Source organism: Burkholderia sp. RF4-BP95, from assembly GCF_001521985.1.
Taxonomy (GTDB): Bacteria; Pseudomonadota; Gammaproteobacteria; order Burkholderiales; family Burkholderiaceae; genus Burkholderia; species Burkholderia diffusa.
This window is the reverse complement of sequence record NZ_LOSX01000090.1, coordinates 43,132-62,425: the sequence shown is the minus strand read 5'-3', so window position 1 is coordinate 62,425 and position 19,294 is coordinate 43,132. Positions and strand designations below refer to the sequence as shown.

Below are 19,294 nucleotides of genomic sequence, written 5' to 3'. Positions count from 1 at the left end.
CGCCTCCTATGCGCGGTTCGGTTGCCAGTTGTCCGGGATCACCGCGATCACGTCGATCTCCATCAGCCACTGCGGCTGACCGAGCGCCGAGACGACGAGTCCCGTCGAAATCGGGTAGACGCCTTTCAGCCACTTGCCGACTTCCTGATACACGGGCTCGCGATAGCGCGGGTCGATCAGGTAGGTCGTCGTCTTCACGATGTGCGTGATGTCGCTGCCGGCTTCCTCCAGCAACTGCTTCACGTTCTTCATTGCCTGCTCGGCCTGCGCGCGCGGATCGCCGAGGCCGATCAGGTTGCCGTCGAAATCGGTGCCGACCTGGCCGCGCACGTAGACGGTGTTGCCGGCGCGCACGGCCTGGCACAGGTCGTTGTCGAGCGTCTGGTTCGGGTAGGTATCCTTCGTATTGAACATGCGGATACGGGTGTGGGTAGGCTGGCTCATCGAGGTCCTTCGAATGACGGTGGGTTCGCCCGCCGCGCCGGGAGCGGTCGCGGCGGGTTCCGGTTGTAGCGGGGTCGCCGCGTCCGGGCGCATTGCCGGGCGCGGCACGTGCCGCGAGCGCGTATCAGCCGATCGCGTCGACCAGCGGGCGCGCATCGGCCTGCCCCGCATGCGACGTGTCGTCGTGCCCGGTGCGCGTTTGCGCGCGGCGTTGCGACGCGTCGTGATAGTCGAGGTACTTGCGCTGCGTGACGATGTGGTCGGCGATGTGTTTCGCGTCGTGCCACACGCCCCAGATGAAGCTGGAGCCGCGCCGCGACAGCCACGGCAGACCGAGGAAATAGATCCCCGGCTCCTTCGACACGCCGCGCTGGTGCTGCGGCTTGCCGTTCGCGGCGAACGCGTCGACCTTCAGCCAGCCGTAGTCGACCGCGTAGCCCGTCGCCCAGACGATCGACGTGACACCGGCACCGGCGAGGTCGAGCGCGAGGATCGGCCGCGTGACGCAATCCGGATTCGGCAGGATGCGGCGGGCTTCAGGTTCTTCGGGCAGGTCGAGGCCGTTGCGCGCCGCATACGCGTCGGCCGCATCGAGCAGCGCCAGGTAGTTCTCGTCGCCGCGGGCGAGATTGATCGCGAGATCGCGCTCGAACACCGCGACGCCGCCGTCGAATGCCTTCGTCAGCCCCACCAGCGTCACGCCCTGGTGCGCGAGGGCGCGGAAATCGACCGTGTGGCCTCCGCGCGCGCCGCTCACCGCGATCGTCACGTGTTCGCGTCCGGGCGTCGCGACTTCCTTGTCCCATTCGCCGAGCACGCCGAGCCACCAGCAGAAGTCACGGCCGCGATACGCGCGCGGCGGGCGGTCATGCGGGCCGACCGACAGATAGACCTGCCGGCCCGCGCGCTGCAGCTCGTCGGCGATCTGCACGCCCGACGAACCCGCGCCGACCACCAGCACCGCGCCGTCGGGCAACTGCGCCGGGTTGCGATAATCGGCCGAGTGGATTTGCATGAGGCCGGCATCGTCCGGCGCGATCGGCGGGATGACCGGGCGCTGGAACGGGCCCGTCGCGACGACCACGCGGTTCGCCTCGATCGTGCCGTCCGAGGTGTCGACGATGAAACCCGGCTTGCCCGTGTTGCGCACGACGTTCTTCACTTCGACGCCGGTGCGGATCGGCGCATTGAACTTGCGCGCATAGGCTTCGAAATAATCGGCGACCTGGTCCTTCGATGCGAACGCATCGGGATCGAGGCCGTCGAATTCGAGCCCCGGAAAACGGTCGTGCCACGCGGGGCCGTTCGCGACCAGCGAATCCCAGCGCCCGGTGCGCCAGCGCTCGGCGATGCGGTCGCGCTCCAGCACGAGATGCGGCACGCCGAGCTTGCCCAGGTGCTCGCTCATGGCCACGCCGGCCTGGCCGGCTCCGACGACCAGCGTATCGATTGAGGTTGTTTCCACTGCCACGGCTGTCTCCTTGAAGTGCGGCTCGCTGCGACGCTCGTGTCGTTGCGCGAGTGGGAATGGAGACATTCTGCTGACAGGCCCGCGTGGGCGAAATGATGTTTTTTGTGGTTGTTGACGAGAAAAAAGCTGGGGGGTGCGACGCCTGCCCGATGTTCGCGTCGCGCATTCCGGCGGGAGGCCGTAAGGTCACGCGCTCGAGTCAATGCCCGCCGTTGATTTCCGTGTCCTCGAATGCCAGATGCTCGAAATAGCTGCCTGTGAAATCCACGTCCAGCCCCTTGAGTCCATGCGCTTCGACCGTGCTTCCCGTGCAGTCCAGCACTTGCACCGAATGCCACGTGTTGCCGTCGAACCGAACGCCGTTCCACTTGCACCCGAGAAATTTCACGCCTGACATCATGCGGCACGAAATCACGGCGAAAATCGATAAACCAGACCTTTGATTTTATTGACTATTCCCCTTACCTCAACGCGCAACTGCGCCTCCACCCGCCCGTTGCCGGACAATTCTTGACGGTATGCGCTCTCCCGAACTGGTAGCATGCGCGTCGCCTCGCCTCATGCAATGCGCCATCGGCCTCATGATCGAGCCCTTTATCTGTCCGCACGCGAACTTCGCGCGAACTCCGTACCGCGCCCGCCCGGCCCCTCGTTGAACCCGTAGCCCCCGGCGCCGCCCCACCCGGCCCCGTTGCAGCAACCGTTGAAGTGGCGCACGTTGCGCCTGCAAGCATGAAGAAACTGAAACAGCACATCCGCACCCTGAGCGAGATCGACCGTACGCCGGCGGTGCGCGTCTGCGCGCTGCTGCTGATGGTCGGCCTGCTATACCTGCTATGGCCGTCCGCCGAAGTCGCGCGCCTCGCGCTGGAATCGGTCGTGCGCTGACGCACGGCTCGCCGCCGCTACGCTATACTCGCGCAATGGAAACCAAACCTGCCTCGCCGAACGTGCATTGCTGGTGGCGCGCCTGACCCAGGCGGCCCGTTTCCTTTTGCATGTCCCGAACGTGATGCCGCCAGCCATGGCGGCATTGTCGTTTCTGCGCTCACGTCATGGCTGGTGGCTTCGATAACCCGGAGCCAATCCACACCATGACGCACCCGACCCGACCGATCATTCTCACCGGCGACCGCACGACCGGCCCGCTGCATCTTGGCCATTACATCGGCTCGCTGCGCGCTCGCGTGCAGATGCAGCACGAAGCGACGCAGTTCCTGCTGCTCGCCGACACGCAGGCGCTGACCGACAACATGGGCCGCAGCCAGCGCGTCACCGAGAACGTGATCGAGGTCGCGCTCGACTACCTGGCCGTCGGCATCGATCCGGCGATCTCGACGATCGTCGTCCAGTCGCAGGTGCCCGAGCTCGCCGAGCTGTCGCAATACCTGCTCAACCTCGTGACGGTCGCGCGCCTCGAGCGCAATCCGACCATCAAGGAAGAGATCCGCCTGCGCGGCTTCGAGCGCGACATTCCGGCCGGCTTCCTGACCTACCCCGTCAGCCAGGCTGCCGACATCACCGCGTTCAAGGCGACGCACGTGCCGGTCGGCGACGACCAGCTGCCGATGATCGAGCAGACCAACGAACTCGTGCGCCGCTTCAACGCGACGGTCGACAAGCCCGTGCTGGTGGAATGCGAGGCCGTGCTGTCGGCGGTCACGCGGCTGCCGGGCATCGACGGCAAGGCGAAGATGAGCAAGTCGCTCGGCAACGCGATCACGCTCGGCTCGACGCCCGACGAAATCGCGCAAGCGGTGAAGGACATGTACACGGATCCGAACCACCTGCGCGTGAACGATCCCGGTCAGGTCGAGGGCAACGTCGTGTTCACGTTCCTCGACGCGTTCGAGCCCGACGTGCAGAAAGTCGACGAACTGAAGGCGCACTATCGCCGTGGCGGCCTCGGCGACAGCGTCGTCAAGCGCGTGCTGAACGAGCGGCTGCAGGCACTGATCGAGCCGATCCGTGCGCGCCGTCGCGAATTGGAAGCGGACAAGGCGGAGGTGATGGCGATCCTGAAGCGCGGCACGATGCATGCGCGCGAGGTGGCCGGCGCGACGCTGGCCGAGGTGAAGGGCGCGATGGGGCTGACGTACTTCGATTGAGCCGCGCGCGCGGCAAACGCGACCGGCGGCGCGCTTGTCCGCGACTCGACGGCACGACACCGTGCCGCGGGCGATCAGTCGTCGGCGAGTGTCGTCACGGCCGCTCGTGCGCCGCTGGCGCAGCGTGGCACACGGCTTCGATCCGGTTGCCGGCCGGATCGACGACAAAGGCCGCGTAGTAGTCGGCGTGATAGTGCGGCCTCAAGCCGGGGTCGCCGTCGGGCCGCCCGCCCGCGGACAGCCCCGCCTCGAAAAATGCATGCACCTGCTGGCGGGAAGCCGCCTTGAAGCACCAGTGTCGCTTGCTCGTCCCGACTTCGGCGGGATCCAGATAAATCGCCAGAAAGGTCGATGCGGTGTCGGTGGCACTGCAACGTTCGCCGTAACCGAGCGCGGTGCCGCGGTCATAAACCTTGGTCGCGCCCAGCGCGGCCATGACACCGTCGTAGAAGGGGCGGGCCTGGTCGATATCCGGAACGCCGATGGACACGTGGTCAAGAAGTTGCATGATGTTGGCTCCATTGAACGAGCACGAGTCTACACAAACTTTCTTGGTCGACTCCGCCGATGTCGTGCCTGCGCCCTTTCACGCCATCATGACGCCCCACAAAATGATCGACCGGCGCGACTGAAACGAACCCGAGCGGCTCCTCGTGGACAACGCGTCACTTCATCTGCATGAGCTGCACGAGGTTGCCGCACGTATCGTCGAGCACCGCGACCCGCACGGGCCCCGCGTCCATCGGCGCCAGCGTGAAGTGCACGCCGAGCGCGTCGAGCCGCGCGTACTCGGCGTCGAGATCGTCGACCTGAAACGACGCCGCCGGGATGCCGTCCTCGTACAGCGCCTGACGATAAGGGCCGACCGCGCGATGATGACTCGGTTCGAGCATCAGCTCGGTGCCGTCGGGCTGATCCTTCGACACGACCGTCAGCCAGCGGTACGCGCCCACCGGCACGTTGTTCTTCAACCGGAAGCCGAGGATGTCGGTATAGAACGCGAGCGCCTTGTCCTGATCGTCGACAAAAATACTCGTCACGTAGATGCGCATGCGAAGTTCTCCCAATCGTGCCCGCCGCGACGCGCGTCGCGGTGCCGCTTACGTGATCTGATACGTCGATGCCGGCACGAACTCCTCCGGCATCGCGCGCTCGCCCAGCTCGAGCACCGACCGCTCGACCGTGCGCGCCATCGCATCGAGCGCCAGCGCGTTCGGCGCGAGGCCGAACGGCTCGGCCACCTCGTTCGCGATCGCTTCGAGCGCGATCAGCGTGTACGAGATGAACACGCAAATCAGCGGCGTGAAGTATTCCGTCGAATCGACGAGGCCGAACGGCAACAGCACGCAATAAGCATAGACGGTGCGATGCAGCAGCACGCTGTACGAGAACGGGATTGGCGTCGTCAGGATGCGCTCGCAGCCGCCCACGGCCTTGCCCAACTCGGCCAGTTGCATATCGAACATCCAGCACGTTGCTTCGCTGCCGGGCGCGCGACCCAGCGCGCGGACGATTCCGCCGCGCAGTTCATCGAGAATCGCGACGGGCTGGTAGCACTTGTGCGCGAACGCGGCGGCGCGCTCGGCGCCGAGAATACGCTGCAGGTCCTGCGCCGGATCGGTATGACGCAGCTGATGCTTCAACGCATACGTGAACGCGATCAGCAGATCGGCGAGCCGGTCGCGCTCCGCATCGCCGACGCTGTCGGGCAAATAGCGCCGCAGTTGCGACGTAACGGTGCGCGCCGCGATCAGCAGGTTGCCCCACAGAAGCCGCGCCTCCTTGAAACGCTCGAAGCTCGCGTTGTTGCGAAACGCGAGAAAGATCGCGAGGGCCAGCCCGAACAGCGTGAACGGCGCGGTGTTCAGCGGAATCTTCTCTCCGAAGATGCGCCCGTTCGTGAAGACCGCCAGCGTGCTGACGATCGCCATGAACACGAGTTGCGGAATGATCGATTGCAGCACGGAACCGTTCCATATGAACAGCATCCTGAGCCAGTTTTGTCGTGGTCTGACGATCATGGTGTTGTCTCGACTGCCGATGAAATACGCCATGCGGATCGTCGCCGCCCGATGTGCAACGGCCCGCGCGTGGCGGGCCGCTGCCCGGTCGATGCCGGGCCGGGTGACGCGCTTCACCGCGCTTGCGCACGATGATACGCCCGCGCCCGCCCTGCCCCGTCACCGGGGCGCGCCGGTCAGTGATAACCGGCGTCGCCCTCGCGCACCTTGCCGCGGAACACGCGGTACTGCATCGCGTTGTACACGAGGATGATCGGCAGCACGATCACGGTGCCGACGAGTGCGAACAACTGGCTCGAATGGCTCGACGACGCGTCCCAGATCGTCAGCGACGGCGGCACGATGTTCGGCCAGATGCTGATCACGAGCCCTGTGTAGCCGAGGAACACGAGCGCGAGCGTCAGCAGGAACGGCGTCGCCTCGTGCTCGCGCTTCACCGTGCGGAAGATGCCCCACACGCACGCGACGACGAGGATCGGCACCGGCAGGAACCAGCCGAGGTTGCCGCTGCCGAACCAGCGATGCGCGACGGCCGGCAGCCCGATCACGGTCCACAGGCTGACCACGCCCATCACCGCGAGCAGCACGCCCGCGAGCGGCTTCATCAGCATGCGCATCTTGCGCTGCAGCTCGCCGTCGACTTTCAGGATCAGCCAGCCGCAGCCGAGCGTCGCATAGGTGACGAGCACGCCGATCCCGCAGAACAGGCTGAACGGCGACAGCCAGTCGAACGGCCCACCCGCGAACTGGTTGTTCACGATCCGGATGCCCTGCAGCAGCGAACCGAGCGTGATCCCCTGGCAGAACGCGGCCAGCGCGGAGCCGCCGATGAACGCGAGATCCCACAGGTGCTGCGTGCGGTTCGCCTTCGCACGCAATTCGAACGCGGCACCGCGGAAGATCAGCCCGACCACCATCAGGATCAGCGGCAGGTAGTTCGCCGGCAGCAGCGTCGAGTAGACGACCGGAAACGCGCCGTACAGGCCCGCGCCGCCGAGCACGAGAAAGGTCTCGTTGCCGTCCCATACCGGCGCGACGGTATTCAGCATGACTTCGCGTTCGGCCTTCGCGTCGAAGAACGGAAACAGCAGGCCGATGCCGAGATCGAAGCCGTCGAGCATCACGTAGATGAACACGCCGAGGCCGATGATCGCGGCCCACACGACAGGAAGATCGATGTGCATCGCTTACTCCGCTTCGGTGACGTTCAGCGGCGTGGACAGCGCGCTCTTGCGCAGCCCCGGATGCCGGTGCAGCTCGATGTATCCGGCCTGGGCGGCCGGCCCGCGCTTCATCAATTGCATCATGTAGTAGATCCCCGTTCCGAACACCAGGAAATACACGACCACGAAGATCAGCAGCGACACGCCGACCTGCTGCGCGCTGAGCGGCGCGACCGAATCGACGGTGCGCAGCACGCCATACACGGTCCACGGCTGCCGCCCGACCTCGGTCGTGATCCATCCGGCCAGCAGCGCGACGATGCCCGACGGCCCCATGCACACGACGAACCACTGGAACCAGCGCGTTTCATACAGGCGTCCGCCTTTTCTCAGCAGCAAGCCGAGCAGCGCGGTGAGCAGCATCAGCATCCCGAGGCCGGCCATGATCCGGAAGGTCCAGAACACGATCGGCGAATACGGGCGATCCTGCGCCGGGAATTCCTTCAGCCCGCGAATCTCGCCGTCCCAGCTGTGCGTGAGGATCAGGCTGCCGAGGTGCGGCACCTGGATCGCATAGCGCGTCGTCTCTGCCTGCATGTCGGGCAGACCGACGAGGTTCAGCGCGGTGCCGCCCTTCTCGGTTTCCCACAGCCCCTCGATCGCCGCGATCTTCGCCGGCTGGTATTCGCGCGTGTTCAACCCGTGCGCATCGCCGACGACGATCTGGATCGGCGCGAGCAGCAGCAACATCCACAGCGCCATCGAGAAGCTGCGCTTCACCGGCTCGTCGCGGCGCCCCTTCAGCAGGTGCCACGCCCCGCACGCGGCGACGATGAAGCCCGCGACGATGAACGCGGCGATCGTCATGTGCACGAGGCGATACGGGAACGACGGGTTGAAGATGACCTTGAACCAGTCGACCGGCACGACGAGACCGTTCTCGATCCTGTAGCCCTGCGGCGTCTGCATGAAGCTGTTCGATGCGAGGATCCAGAACGTCGAGATCAGCGTGCCGACCGCGACCATCAGCGTCGCGAAGAAATGCGCACGCGGGCTGACGCGCTGCCAGCCGAACAGCATCACGCCGAGAAAGCCGGCCTCGAGGAAGAAGGCCGTCAGGACTTCGTAAGTAAGCAGCGGGCCGGTGATGTTGCCCGCGACGCGCGAGAAGCCCGCCCAGTTCGTGCCGAACTCGTACGCCATCACGACGCCGGAGACGACGCCCATCCCGAAGCCGATCGCGAAGATCTTCGACCAGAACTGGAACATGGATTTATAGGCGGCGTCGCCGGTGACGAGATAGCGCCATTCCAGCACCGCCAGGAAGCTCGCCATGCCGATGCTGATCGCCGGAAACACGATGTGGAACGACACCGTGAACGCGAATTGCAATCGGGCGAGATGGAACGCATCGAAGATTTCCATGACCGTAATTTGCTCGTGATTGTGAGGACGTCAGCTCGAAGCAGGAAATCGCGCGACGGCTTCGCGACGGCACGTGCGGACAAGAACGGATCGCGGGGTGCGGCAACGAAGCGTGAATGACGATATCGCGTTTGCGACGATACTCGCAATCGCGCGAACGTGCGCTGAAACTGTGCTTTCCCCGGGGCCGAAGATGTGTGCACGGAAAACCCGTTGCGGGGCCGCGAGGCTGTCGGCTGTACTGCTTTCCGCGCGGCCACGCTGTGCATCCGCGTCACGGCCGAACGCCCGTACCATCGGCTCGTGGCCTGCCGGTGGCGAGCCGGCGCGACACTGCGCACCGCCCCTGCGCAGAATTCGCGCCCATCGCTCGGCCCACGCGCCGGGCGATCCCCCAGGAGAAAACAGCATGCAGCCCAGCGACCGGCGGCATCCATGCGGCCGCCTGGTGCGATCGCGACGGCGCCGTCCCGTATTACGATTTTGCGCACTGGCTCGCGTGAGCACGAACATGAGCATGGATTGGCGCGTCATGCCCGCCTTTCGCGCATCCAGGACGACGAACTGTATTCCTGCATTTCGGGCGGGATTGTGTCTCTGCCGATGGAATCCAGCGGCCTATCCTCACGATGAGGCTCGTCACGACCCGTGCGCCGACACCTCTGCGCACGCACGGCCGATCGGCGACGCCGTTCCGATCACTTCATGCAGGCAGCCGAACCCATCGTGAATGCCATCGCTTCCGCGCCGGTCGCCGCCGCAACCGGCGGCGCATCGCCCCGCATCTTCTCCCGCCCGCTCGACACGCTTGCGCGGCCGCTGCGCGACCTCCGGCTGTCCGTCATCGACCAGTGCAATTTCCGCTGCGGCTACTGCATGCCGCGCGACAGCTTCGGCCCCGACTATGCGTTCATGCCGTCGTCCGAGCGGCTGTCGTTCGCGCAACTCGAGAAGATCGCGCGTGCGTTCGTCTCGCTCGGCGTCGAAAAGATCCGCCTCACCGGCGGCGAGCCGCTGCTGCGCCGCAACCTCGAAGCGCTAATCGAACGGCTCGCGATGCTGACGACCGTCAACGGCAAGCCCGTCGAAATCGCGCTGACGACCAACGGTTCGCTGCTCGCCGCCAAGGCACGCACGCTGCGCGATGCAGGCTTGTCGCGCGTGACCGTGAGTCTCGACGCGATCGACGACATCGTATTCCGCCGGATGACCGACACCGACGTGCCGGTGGCGCGCGTGCTGGCCGGCATCGAGGCCGCGCAGGTGGCCGGGCTCGCGCCCGTGAAGGTCAACGCGGTGATCGAGCGCGGCGCGAACGACGACCAGATCCTGCCGCTCGTGCGTCACTTCCGTCATAGCGGCGTGGCCGTTCGCTTCATCGAATACATGGACGTCGGCGGCGCGAGCGCGTGGTCCGGCGACAAGGTCGTGCCGGCCGCGCGGATGCGCGAGCTTATCGAAGCGAGCTATCCGCTCGTGCTCGTCGGCGAACCGGGACACGATGCCACCGCGATCCGCTGCCGGCACATCGACGGCGCGGGTGAGGTGGGTTTCATCGCGAGCGTGTCGCATCCGTTCTGCGGCACGTGCTCGCGCGCCCGCGTGTCGGCCGATGGCCAGCTCTATACGTGCCTGTTCGCGATGCAGGGCACCGACCTGCGGCCGTGGCTCGATGACGCCGCATCGATCGACGGCCTCGCCGACATCGTGCGCACACGATGGACGCTACGCGACGACCGCTATTCCGAACGGCGGGCCACGCACGCGGCCAGGCCGTCCGGCAAGACCTACCCGACCGTGCGCATGTCGCTCGTTGGCGGCTGACGGGCTGTCGTGCGAAGCGGAGCGAACCGCCTCCTGGAGAATCGTCATGACCAGTTTCACCGAATCCCGTGTCACGTCATCAAACGAGCCGCCGCCGGCGATCGCAGCCGGTTTCGAGGTGCGTGTGCAGTACACGGCGATCGACGCCGGCACCGAGATCGCGCCGATCATTCGCAATCCGAATGTCGGTGCGGCCGTGAATTTCCTCGGTGTCGTGCGCAACGAAGGTGACGTCGACGACGTGATCGCGCTGGAAGTCGAGCACTATCCGACGATGACCGAGCAGGCGCTCTGGAGCATCGTCGAGGAGGCCTGCGCGCGGTGGCGGCTCGAGGCGGTCAAGGTCGTGCATCGCGTCGGGCGCATTCCGTTGGGCCATGCGGTCGTGATCGTCGTCGTGGCCGCCGCGCATCGCGCGTCGGCGTTCGATGCGTGCGAATTCATCATGGACTTCCTGAAGACGCATGCGCCGTTCTGGAAGAAGGAGATCCGGCACGACGGCGTGGCCGGCTGGGTCGAGCCGAAGGCGCATGACGATCAGGCGATGCGCCGCTGGGGATGAACGTGCCGGCCAACGCCTTTCCGATCCCGCCGATTGCACCGATTTCGCTCAGGACATCGTAATGAAACTGACGATCAAATACTTTTCGAGCATTCGCGAACAACTGCATACCGACGAGGAAGTCGTCGAGATCGATGCGCATGAGCTCACCGTCGACGCGCTGCGCGCCGCGCTCGCCGCACGCGACGCGCGCAGTGGCGAAGCGCTGCGGCTGGACCGCCCCGTGCGCGCGGCCGTGAACCTCGAGATGGTGCCCGGCGCATTCGTCGTGCGAGAGGATAGCGAGGTGGCGTTCTTTCCGCCGGTGACCGGCGGGTGATGCCGTTTACATCCAGCGGCGACTGACGGATCGTAGCCGTTCGACGCTCAACGGGTTGGCTAATGGAGCCCGCGAAGAAAATCCGGAACCGGATGGTCGATCGAAGCAAGATAACCCGCCATCGCACCAGCCACTTTCCTCACGGCCGGACGCGCGGTCATCCGTTCGCGCCAGGCGAGCAGGTTCGGCGTCTCCGCCGTCATCGGCGCGCCCTTGCGTGCGCCGAACAACTGCGCCATGTAGAACGCGATGTCGGCGTACGAATAGGTGCCGGCGAGGAATTCCCGGTCCGCCAGCACGCGTTCCATGCGTCGATAGTATTGCCGCGCTTCGTCGCGTGCGGCCTGTGCCGCGGGGTGATCGGGCGTCTCTTCGAGGCCCATCAGCCGGATCACGTGCGGAAAATAAACCTCGTCGCTGCAGTGCTCGAGCTGACGCGCCACCGCGCGCGCGTTCGGCTGCTCGGGCCATAGCGCGGGATCGGGCTTCAAGTCTTCCAGGTACTCGAAGATCTGCGTGGAATCGAAAATCTCCAGGTCGCCGTCGATCAGCACCGGCACCTGACGCTTCGGATTGATGCGCAAGACGTCCGGATGCTTCGGGTCGTAGCCGCGCTGCTGGCTGAACGGCACCAGCACGCGCTCGAAGGCGATGCCCTTCTCGTGCGCCGCGATCTCGACTTTCGCGCCGAACATGCTCAGCGGACCGGTCATGATTTTCATGTATCGCTCTCCTCGTCAGGTTTCGCGCAGTGGCCCTCACATGAGCACCGCCCGCGCGTCGGCAAGCCCGCGCCGACTCCGTTGCGCGCCAGCCGATCGCGGATGTGTCGAATTATGGATCCGATAACATGACATCCTGTGTCATGTATTCCGGATGAGGTGCCACACATGAAAGCCAGCCGGCTGTTGTCGATCATGATGATGCTGCAGGCGCGCGGCCGCATGACCGCGCCGGCGCTGGCCGCCGCGCTGGAAGTGTCCGAGCGGACGATCCTGCGCGATATCGATCAACTGTCGACGGCCGGCGTGCCGATCTGGGGCGATCGCGGACGCAACGGCGGCTTTCAGTTGCAGGACGACTGGCGTACCGATCTCACGGGGCTGACCGAGCAGGAGGCACATGCGTTGATTCTGGCCGGCCTGCCGGGGCCGGCGGGAGAACTCGGGCTCGACGGGATGGCTGCGTCCGCGCGGCTGAAGATGATCGCCAGCCTGCCGCCGGACTCGCGCGAACATGCCGATCGTGTCGCGAGCCGGCTGCATGTCGATACCGTGGATTGGTATCGGGCGCAGGAAACGCCGGCGTTTCTGCGTGAAGTCGCCGATGCCGTGTGGCAGTCGCAGCGGATCGAGGTGACGTACGAGAGCTGGCGCGGTGTGTCGCGCCGCGCACTCGATCCGCTCGGGCTGGTGCTCAAGGGCGGTGCGTGGTACGTCGTGGCGAAGGTCGCCGGCAAGCGCGATGCGCTGACTTTTCGGCTCGCGAACATTCGGGAACTCGCGGCGTCGCGCCGCCGATTCAAGCGGCCCGCGCGGTTCGATCTGGCCCGGCACTGGCGTGATTCGATGAGCCGGTATGAAGCGGAGCTTTACCGGTTGAGCGCGCACGTCGCGGTGTCGGCGCGCGCAGAGAGCTGGCTGATCAATGCACGCGTCAAGGTCGCGCCCGTCTCGGATAGCGCCGGCAGCAGCGCGGTCCCGCCGGGATGGAAGGAATTCCTGATGCCGATCGAATCGATCGAGCACGGTGCGCGCAAGCTGCTTGGATATGGTGCGGAGTTGAAAGTGCTCGGGCCGCGGGAACTCGTGGTTCGATTGACCGACGAGGTTGCAGCGACGAAGGCGCTGTATTCACCCGCGCCGCCGGCGATCGACGACGCTCCAACATTCGCGGCTTGATCGGAGCGAAACTGCTCGCATTCACCGTCTTCACCGCGCACTCCGTCGTGATGGGCGTATTCCTCGAAGACACTGCCCGCCGAGATCGCCTGGATCGGCATCGGTGTCTTCATCTTGCCTATCTTGCGTTGGGATCTTGAAGCTTCACTGCGCAAGATGTCGGCATTTCTGCTTTCATTCGCCCTATTTTTCGCAAATTCGCAACGCCGCGCCTTTTTCGATTGGCGTTTCTGCCCATGCGGACGGCGCGCGCGGCGCCGATATTGCGCAGCCTCGGGCGACCGACCTCGAACGGTTTGCCCCGGATTTTCCACATGATGAAATCGCGTCGGGCGAACGCCGCATCTGCGACCGGCCATACGCCTCACACACAACTCTTATATAAGACATAAGACATTTGACGCCTGACCATATTGCGACTAGAATCCCGTCCAAGCAGTGAAGCAGTGTCCGGAACAGCAGCCTCGGCGTGCCTGGAAAGCCCTTCCCCTGAAACGCAATCTCAGCAGGTCCCCCCATGCTTGAAAACTTTCGTGCTCACGTGGCCGCCCGCGCCGCGCTCGGTATTCCTCCCCTGCCGCTGACGGCTCAGCAAACCGCCGAACTGGTGGAACTGCTGGCGAACCCGCCCGCTGGCGAAGAGCAGACGCTGCTCGACCTGATCACCCATCGCGTCCCCGCCGGCGTCGACGAAGCCGCGCGCGTGAAGGCCGGCTTCCTGGCCGCCGTCGCGAAGGGCGAGACGGCCTGCCCGCTGATCTCGCGCGAGCGCGCGACCGAACTGCTCGGCACGATGCTGGGCGGCTACAACATCCAGCCGCTGATCGAGCTGCTGTCCGACGAAGCAGTCGCGGCCGTCGCTGCCGACGCACTGAAGAAAACCCTGCTGATGTTCGACCAGTTCCATGACGTGAAGGAACTCGCCGACAAGGGCAACGCGCACGCGAAGGCCGTGCTGCAGAGCTGGGCCGACGCCGAATGGTTCACGAGCCGTCCGGAAGTGCCGGAAAGCCTGACCATCACCGTGTTCAAGGTCACGGGCGAAACCAACACCGACGACCTGTCGCCGGCCCCGGACGCAACCACCCGCCCGGACATCCCGATGCACGCGCTGGCGATGCTGAAGAACGCGCGCCCCGGCATCACGCCGGAAGAAGACGGCAAGCGCGGCCCGGTCAAGTTCATCGAATCGCTGAAGGACAAGGGTCACCTGGTCGCCTACGTCGGCGACGTGGTCGGCACCGGCTCCTCGCGCAAGTCGGCCACCAACTCGGTGCTGTGGTTCACCGGCGAAGACATCCCGTTCGTCCCGAACAAGCGTTTCGGCGGCGTGTGCCTCGGCGGCAAGATCGCCCCGATCTTCTACAACACGATGGAAGACGCCGGCGCGCTGCCGATCGAACTCGACGTGTCGCAGATGAACATGGGCGACGTCGTCGAACTGCGCCCGTACGAAGGCAAGGCGCTGAAGGACGGCAACGTGATCGCCGAATTCCAGGTCAAGTCCGACGTGCTGTTCGACGAAGTGCGCGCTGGCGGCCGCATTCCGCTGATCATCGGTCGCGGCCTGACCGCGAAGGCGCGTGAAGCGCTCGGCCTCGCGCCGTCGACGCTGTTCCGCCTGCCGCACCAGCCGGCCGACAGCGGCAAGGGCTTCTCGCTCGCGCAGAAGATGGTCGGCCGCGCATGCGGTCTGCCGGAAGGCCAGGGCGTGCGTCCGGGCACGTACTGCGAACCGAAGATGACCTCGGTCGGCTCGCAGGACACCACCGGCCCGATGACCCGCGACGAACTGAAGGATCTGGCCTGCCTCGGCTTCTCGGCCGACCTCGTGATGCAGTCGTTCTGCCACACCGCCGCTTATCCGAAGCCGGTCGACGTGAAGACGCACCAGACGCTGCCGAACTTCATCAGCACCCGTGGCGGCATCGCGCTGCGCCCGGGCGACGGCGTGATCCACTCGTGGCTGAACCGCATGCTGCTGCCCGACACCGTCGGCACCGGCGGCGACTCGCACACGCGCTTCCCGATCGGCATCAGCTTCCCGGCAGGCTCGGGCCTGGTCGCGTTCGCGGCCGCCACCGGCACGATGCCGCTGGACATGCCGGAATCGGTGCTGGTTCGCTTCAAGGGCAAGATGCAGCCGGGCGTCACGCTGCGCGATCTCGTCAACGCGATTCCGCTGTACGCGATCAAGCAGGGCATGCTGACGGTCGCCAAGCAAGGCAAGAAGAACATCTTCTCGGGCCGCATCCTCGAAATCGAAGGCCTGCCCGATCTGAAGGTCGAGCAAGCGTTCGAACTGTCGGATGCGTCGGCCGAGCGTTCGGCAGCCGGTTGCACGGTGCACCTGAACAAGGAACCGATCATCGAGTACCTGAACAGCAACATCACGCTGCTGAAGTGGATGATCGCGCAGGGCTATCAGGATCCGCGCAGCCTGCAGCGCCGTATCGCGGCGATGGAGCAGTGGCTGGCCGACCCGCAACTGCTGTCGCCGGATGCCGACGCCGAATACGCGGCCGTCATCGAGATCGACCTGGCCGACATCCATGAACCGATCGTTGCCTGTCCGAACGATCCGGACGACGTGAAGACGCTGTCCGACGTCGCCGGCGCGAAGATCGACGAAGTGTTCATCGGTTCGTGCATGACCAACATCGGTCACTTCCGTGCCGCGTCGAAGCTGCTGGAAGGCAAGCGCGACATCCCAGTCAAGCTGTGGGTCGCGCCGCCGACCAAGATGGACCAGAAGCAACTGACGGAAGAAGGCCACTACGGCGTGTTCGGCACGGCCGGCGCCCGCACCGAAATGCCGGGCTGCTCGCTGTGCATGGGCAACCAGGCACAGGTGCGCGAAGGCGCGACGGTGATGTCGACGTCGACCCGCAACTTCCCGAACCGTCTGGGCAAGAACACGAACGTGTACCTCGGCTCGGCGGAACTGGCGGCAATCTGCTCGCGTCTCGGCAAGATCCCGACCAAGGACGAGTACATGGCCGACATGGGCGTGCTCAACGCCAATGGCGACAAGATCTACAAGTACATGAACTTCGACCAGATCGAAGATTTCAAGGAAGTCGCCGACACCGTGCAGATCTAAGCATGCGGTCGAGCTGCGGCGGGCCATGCTCGTCGTGGCGACACGCGATGGCGCCGCGGGCTGAATGCCCGCGGCGCTTTTTTTTGGTTCTTCGTGGATTTCCGGGGGGAGGACGCCGGCGAGGAACGTCGGCGTTCGGCCACTAGCTGACATTTGGCGTCTGAAGTCGAAAATGCTGGCTTCTCGGCTATCTCCGGTCGCTCCTGATGTGAGACCCTCCCGGACAAGCGCACGTCTGCTGCCGAGCAAGCGAGCAGTCTATTTCCCCACCGACGGATCCAGGAGAAACAGGAAACGAGGGCATTCGCCTCCAAGGAAAAGGCCGGCTATCAAACGCAAACTCGACTACGTTAGCGCGTCGTGGCGAATGCACATCACGTAACGAGCATTGCGCGCCACGGACGGGTCTGGATCGGCGGCCAGCCGGGCAAGCAGGGCCGACGCCGTGCCATTGAATTCGGCGAGCGCCTGACAAATACGTACACGGGTCTGGACATCGGCTGGACCGTCTGAGATCGCTGCTTCAAAGCGCTCCACAATTTGCTTTGCGATCGCAGGGTCTTCCGCCAAATCGGCTAACGCATCGGCCGCCTCGACATCGTGAATCCCGCCAAGAACCTGCTCGATCAGCAGGGGAATGGCGTCGCGTATCCCCCATCCGCCAAGCACCCGCGCAGCGCGATACCGCACGCGCTCCGCGGGGTCGAGGAGCGAGCCGCGCAAGCTCTCCACCGCATCGGAACCGCCAAGTTTCGCCAGCGCGAGCACGGCCCGTTCGCGTACTGCCGGATCGGGCTGTTGAAGCGCCGCGCCAAGTACGCTGGTGCCGCTGCCTACGGTTCTTCCCAGCGCCCAGTGCAGCGCACCTGCGACATTCGGCTCTTGTTCCTGGAGCAGTGCGTGGGCGATGAGTGCTGCAAGCGGGGCATCGCTGGACGCGGCGTCAAACGCAGCACGCTGTCTCTCAGGTGCATGCGTCGACTCCAGTCCTTTCAGCAGATGCACGACATCAAGCACAGCTGACCAATCATCGGGAGAGGTGGCGGACACAGCAGTCAGCCGGCAAAGCAACGCCTGCTCTGCGGCCAGCCGCTCGCGGCTGCGAACCATCAGCGCGTCAATGAGCACATCGGGGTGAGGCGCTTGCTGGCTGAGCGCCTGACGCACCTCGGCCAGCCCAAGGCCCAGCGAACGCAGACTCTCCACTTGGAACAGGCGCAAGGCATCGGCTTGCGAATACTCGCGGTATCCCGCTTCCGTACGTCCCGATGGGCTGACCAGTCCGATCGCGTCGTAGTGCCGCAGCATGCGCGCGCTGACGCCGGAACGATTGGCCAACTCGCTGATGCGCATCACTTGTCTCCGGTGTCATCTGGTTCACGCCGCCCTGTGTCTCGGCCTTGGCTCCAATCGAGCCTCGAAAATTCTAACAAACCGCCAACGGCTTCCATCACCTCGGCCAACACGTGGCTCATCACATCGATCGCCGTCAACCCGCCTGTTCATCGGCGTCGGGCAACGGCGCACCTGCGCGCCACGCATCGGCTGGATCGAGCACGAACGCACGCTCCGGGTCGGCGATGAGCCTGAGGCTCGCACAGGCATGAACGCGAACCGCCGGGTCCGTGTGTCGGGCCGCCGCCGCCACGAGCGGGGCCATGGCGTCGTCTCCAAGCATGAGTAATGCCCGGCTCAGACTCCGCTTGAGGTCCTTGTCGCCGCGGCCTAGCTCGCGAACCAGTTCGCCTGCCAAGGCGGCTCGTTGCCAGGTCGGCACCAGCCCCGCTGCGGTGCGCCACGCAGTTCGTGCCACCTCCGGATCGGGGTCATGCAGATGCCCGCTTGTGATCGCCGACCAGGTTGCGGGGTCGCCGATCTTCGAGAGCGTATGTAGCGCCTGGCTACGCGCTTGCGCCAGCGGCGAGCGCAGCTCGTCAAGCAGCAATGGCAAGGTCAGATCCTGCGTGTGCCGGGTGAGCGCCCAGGTGAGCATGTCGCGAACGAAGAAATCCGGTTCGACACCGCAACGCTTCACCAGTAGCGTGATCTGGCCTGGATCGGGAGCCGTGCCGGCACCTAGCGCAGCCGCAAGGCGGAGCGAAGCGTCCGGATGCTCGAGTGCCGTGGTCAATGCGTGACGGGAAGTCGGGGGATAGTGACGGGTCATGAACGCCTCCTCGCCCGACAGTGGACACCTTGTCACTATGACAAGGTCAAGTGTTTTTCGGGCGAGGGGCAAATTGCACGCCCAGGCAGTCGTTCGTGGAGCCGATCACAACCTCCTCCGCAGGTGACGGGCGGCCAGTTTCAGCCATTCGACCTTCCGAAGAAAATCGTCGACAATTCGGGGCGGTATAGGAATCTCCTTGGAGATCGTACCGGATGAGGAAGACACTGGGCTACCTGCACGAGGTTTGGCTCTGCCCGGACGAGTTCGGCAACGCTCTTCCTGCATGCATTGCCCATGGACCGGACGGAGATGCTGCCAGGGCTCTCAATGAGCCGGGTAGCGAATGGATATGGACGTTTTGGGCATCGTCACATGCGGAGGCGATGTGCGTTTATTACGAATTCGTCGGCTATGGAAAGTACACGTCCCAAGCCGACGGCGATCTTCTCCCATATCCGCAAGCTTGGTATGAGCGTCAGGTCGCGTATTTGGACCGCAAGTGATCAATGCATAGGCGTCGGCCCAGCTTCTTTGCAAGTCGGTCACGGTAGGCAGCTTCGGGCAATTGCCGGCCAGTTGCCGCCGTTTGCCATCATCGTTATGCGGTCATTCGAGCGACAGTTCCACTACCCGGAGCAGTCGTCGTTGCTAGTGCCAAAGGCGGAACGGCCTGATCGGTCAGCTACGGGTGCGTTCAGGCAAACATACCGGCCCGTCATTCCAACGGGCGCTTCACTCCGGAACCTCCCGCATGCTACTGCTTAGGAGATCTTTCTTGCCGGC

The 19,294-nt window shown here is 65.0% G+C and carries 19 protein-coding genes; 8 read left to right on the top strand and 11 right to left on the bottom strand.

Going from position 1 to position 19,294, the window contains the following annotated elements; translation table 11 throughout:
* Nucleotides 1-6: 6 nt before the first annotated feature.
* The 3 genes from WS46_RS29810 to WS46_RS29800 all read right to left on the bottom strand — a co-directional run bounded on the left by WS46_RS29810 (nt 7) and on the right by WS46_RS29800 (nt 2,303).
* Nucleotides 7-444, bottom strand: coding sequence for a RidA family protein (locus WS46_RS29810; RefSeq protein WP_012337533.1), 438 nt, complete (start codon nt 442-444; stop codon nt 7-9).
* Nucleotides 445-568: 124 nt separating this feature from the next.
* A complete protein-coding gene (locus WS46_RS29805) occupies nt 569-1,915 on the bottom strand; it encodes an NAD(P)/FAD-dependent oxidoreductase (RefSeq protein WP_059692826.1) in 1,347 nt (448 codons plus the stop codon).
* A gap of 199 nt (nt 1,916-2,114) precedes the next feature.
* Nucleotides 2,115-2,303 carry a hypothetical protein gene (locus WS46_RS29800; RefSeq protein ID WP_257130078.1) on the bottom strand — a complete coding sequence of 63 codons (189 nt, stop codon included), beginning with the start codon at nt 2,301-2,303 and terminating at the stop codon, nt 2,115-2,117.
* A gap of 344 nt (nt 2,304-2,647) precedes the next feature.
* Here WS46_RS29800 and WS46_RS36180 point away from each other — a divergent pair, with 344 nt between their 5' ends.
* Both WS46_RS36180 and trpS read left to right on the top strand, forming a co-directional pair.
* Nucleotides 2,648-2,803 carry a hypothetical protein gene (locus WS46_RS36180; RefSeq protein ID WP_175910122.1) on the top strand — a complete coding sequence of 52 codons (156 nt, stop codon included), beginning with the start codon at nt 2,648-2,650 and terminating at the stop codon, nt 2,801-2,803.
* Between the two features lie 206 nt (nt 2,804-3,009).
* A complete protein-coding gene (trpS, locus tag WS46_RS29795; RefSeq protein WP_059692824.1) occupies nt 3,010-4,023 on the top strand; it encodes a tryptophan--tRNA ligase in 1,014 nt (337 codons plus the stop codon).
* Nucleotides 4,024-4,117: 94 nt separating this feature from the next.
* On the opposite strand, the gene WS46_RS29790 is transcribed toward trpS, so the two are convergent.
* The 5 genes from WS46_RS29790 to WS46_RS29770 all read right to left on the bottom strand — a co-directional run bounded on the left by WS46_RS29790 (nt 4,118) and on the right by WS46_RS29770 (nt 8,632).
* Entirely contained in the window at nt 4,118-4,531 is a 414-nt protein-coding gene (locus WS46_RS29790; RefSeq protein ID WP_059692822.1) for a VOC family protein, read from the bottom strand.
* Nucleotides 4,532-4,688: 157 nt separating this feature from the next.
* Nucleotides 4,689-5,075 (bottom strand): VOC family protein, encoded by a 387-nt coding sequence (locus tag WS46_RS29785; RefSeq protein WP_059537183.1) that lies wholly within the window; start codon nt 5,073-5,075, stop codon nt 4,689-4,691.
* Between the two features lie 48 nt (nt 5,076-5,123).
* Nucleotides 5,124-6,044, bottom strand: a complete 921-nt coding sequence (locus WS46_RS29780) for a bestrophin family protein (RefSeq protein ID WP_059693175.1) — start codon at nt 6,042-6,044, stop codon at nt 5,124-5,126.
* Between the two features lie 176 nt (nt 6,045-6,220).
* Nucleotides 6,221-7,228: a cytochrome d ubiquinol oxidase subunit II gene (cydB, locus tag WS46_RS29775; protein ID WP_059692820.1), complete on the bottom strand. Its 1,008-nt coding sequence runs from the start codon at nt 7,226-7,228 to the stop codon at nt 6,221-6,223.
* Nucleotides 7,229-7,231: 3 nt separating this feature from the next.
* A complete protein-coding gene (locus tag WS46_RS29770) occupies nt 7,232-8,632 on the bottom strand; it encodes a cytochrome ubiquinol oxidase subunit I (protein ID WP_059692819.1) in 1,401 nt (466 codons plus the stop codon).
* Between the two features lie 705 nt (nt 8,633-9,337).
* Between WS46_RS29770 and moaA the strand changes: the two genes are divergently transcribed.
* The 3 genes from moaA (at nt 9,338) to WS46_RS29755 (ending at nt 11,337) form a co-directional block, all read left to right on the top strand.
* Complete coding sequence (moaA, locus tag WS46_RS29765; protein WP_059692816.1) at nt 9,338-10,456, top strand: GTP 3',8-cyclase MoaA; 1,119 nt, start codon at nt 9,338-9,340, stop codon at nt 10,454-10,456.
* Nucleotides 10,457-10,502: 46 nt separating this feature from the next.
* Nucleotides 10,503-11,018: a molybdenum cofactor biosynthesis protein MoaE gene (locus WS46_RS29760; RefSeq protein ID WP_059692814.1), complete on the top strand. Its 516-nt coding sequence runs from the start codon at nt 10,503-10,505 to the stop codon at nt 11,016-11,018.
* 61 nt (nt 11,019-11,079) lie between these two features.
* Nucleotides 11,080-11,337: a MoaD/ThiS family protein gene (locus WS46_RS29755; protein ID WP_059692812.1), complete on the top strand. Its 258-nt coding sequence runs from the start codon at nt 11,080-11,082 to the stop codon at nt 11,335-11,337.
* 59 nt (nt 11,338-11,396) lie between these two features.
* On the opposite strand, the gene WS46_RS29750 is transcribed toward WS46_RS29755, so the two are convergent.
* The gene (locus tag WS46_RS29750; RefSeq protein ID WP_059692810.1) at nt 11,397-12,059 is read right to left on the bottom strand and encodes a glutathione S-transferase family protein; all 663 of its coding nucleotides are present in this window, start codon (nt 12,057-12,059) and stop codon (nt 11,397-11,399) included.
* A gap of 168 nt (nt 12,060-12,227) precedes the next feature.
* On the opposite strand from WS46_RS29750, the gene WS46_RS29745 reads away from it, so the two are divergent.
* Both WS46_RS29745 and acnB read left to right on the top strand, forming a co-directional pair.
* Nucleotides 12,228-13,238 carry a YafY family protein gene (locus tag WS46_RS29745; protein ID WP_059692808.1) on the top strand — a complete coding sequence of 337 codons (1,011 nt, stop codon included), beginning with the start codon at nt 12,228-12,230 and terminating at the stop codon, nt 13,236-13,238.
* Between the two features lie 517 nt (nt 13,239-13,755).
* Nucleotides 13,756-16,341: a bifunctional aconitate hydratase 2/2-methylisocitrate dehydratase gene (gene acnB / locus WS46_RS29740; RefSeq protein WP_059537212.1), complete on the top strand. Its 2,586-nt coding sequence runs from the start codon at nt 13,756-13,758 to the stop codon at nt 16,339-16,341.
* A gap of 345 nt (nt 16,342-16,686) precedes the next feature.
* On the opposite strand, the gene WS46_RS29735 is transcribed toward acnB, so the two are convergent.
* Both WS46_RS29735 and WS46_RS29730 read right to left on the bottom strand, forming a co-directional pair.
* Complete coding sequence (locus WS46_RS29735; protein WP_063892218.1) at nt 16,687-17,694, bottom strand: HEAT repeat domain-containing protein; 1,008 nt, start codon at nt 17,692-17,694, stop codon at nt 16,687-16,689.
* A 136-nt stretch (nt 17,695-17,830) separates the two neighbouring features.
* On the bottom strand, nt 17,831-18,508 hold the full coding sequence (locus WS46_RS29730) for a HEAT repeat domain-containing protein (RefSeq protein ID WP_059693173.1): 678 nt from the start codon (nt 18,506-18,508) through the stop codon (nt 17,831-17,833).
* A gap of 215 nt (nt 18,509-18,723) precedes the next feature.
* Here WS46_RS29730 and WS46_RS29725 point away from each other — a divergent pair, with 215 nt between their 5' ends.
* Complete coding sequence (locus WS46_RS29725; RefSeq protein WP_059692804.1) at nt 18,724-19,014, top strand: hypothetical protein; 291 nt, start codon at nt 18,724-18,726, stop codon at nt 19,012-19,014.
* The last annotated feature ends 280 nt before the right edge of the window (nt 19,015-19,294 follow it).

What these genes read in the sequence shown, in the direction of transcription:
- WS46_RS29810 (WP_012337533.1), bottom strand. Translation starts at nt 444, where the DNA reads ATGAGCCAGCCTACCCACACCCGTATCCGCATGTTCAATACGAAGGAT.
- WS46_RS36180 (WP_175910122.1), top strand. Translation starts at nt 2,648, where the DNA reads ATGAAGAAACTGAAACAGCACATCCGCACCCTGAGCGAGATCGACCGT.
- trpS (WP_059692824.1), top strand. Translation starts at nt 3,010, where the DNA reads ATGACGCACCCGACCCGACCGATCATTCTCACCGGCGACCGCACGACC.
- WS46_RS29790 (WP_059692822.1), bottom strand. Translation starts at nt 4,531, where the DNA reads ATGCAACTTCTTGACCACGTGTCCATCGGCGTTCCGGATATCGACCAG.
- WS46_RS29785 (WP_059537183.1), bottom strand. Translation starts at nt 5,075, where the DNA reads ATGCGCATCTACGTGACGAGTATTTTTGTCGACGATCAGGACAAGGCG.
- WS46_RS29780 (WP_059693175.1), bottom strand. Translation starts at nt 6,044, where the DNA reads ATGATCGTCAGACCACGACAAAACTGGCTCAGGATGCTGTTCATATGG.
- cydB (WP_059692820.1), bottom strand. Translation starts at nt 7,228, where the DNA reads ATGCACATCGATCTTCCTGTCGTGTGGGCCGCGATCATCGGCCTCGGC.
- WS46_RS29770 (WP_059692819.1), bottom strand. Translation starts at nt 8,632, where the DNA reads ATGGAAATCTTCGATGCGTTCCATCTCGCCCGATTGCAATTCGCGTTC.
- moaA (WP_059692816.1), top strand. Translation starts at nt 9,338, where the DNA reads ATGCAGGCAGCCGAACCCATCGTGAATGCCATCGCTTCCGCGCCGGTC.
- WS46_RS29760 (WP_059692814.1), top strand. Translation starts at nt 10,503, where the DNA reads ATGACCAGTTTCACCGAATCCCGTGTCACGTCATCAAACGAGCCGCCG.
- WS46_RS29755 (WP_059692812.1), top strand. Translation starts at nt 11,080, where the DNA reads ATGAAACTGACGATCAAATACTTTTCGAGCATTCGCGAACAACTGCAT.
- WS46_RS29750 (WP_059692810.1), bottom strand. Translation starts at nt 12,059, where the DNA reads ATGAAAATCATGACCGGTCCGCTGAGCATGTTCGGCGCGAAAGTCGAG.
- WS46_RS29745 (WP_059692808.1), top strand. Translation starts at nt 12,228, where the DNA reads ATGAAAGCCAGCCGGCTGTTGTCGATCATGATGATGCTGCAGGCGCGC.
- acnB (WP_059537212.1), top strand. Translation starts at nt 13,756, where the DNA reads ATGCTTGAAAACTTTCGTGCTCACGTGGCCGCCCGCGCCGCGCTCGGT.
- WS46_RS29735 (WP_063892218.1), bottom strand. Translation starts at nt 17,694, where the DNA reads ATGCGCATCAGCGAGTTGGCCAATCGTTCCGGCGTCAGCGCGCGCATG.
- WS46_RS29730 (WP_059693173.1), bottom strand. Translation starts at nt 18,508, where the DNA reads ATGACCCGTCACTATCCCCCGACTTCCCGTCACGCATTGACCACGGCA.
- WS46_RS29725 (WP_059692804.1), top strand. Translation starts at nt 18,724, where the DNA reads ATGAGGAAGACACTGGGCTACCTGCACGAGGTTTGGCTCTGCCCGGAC.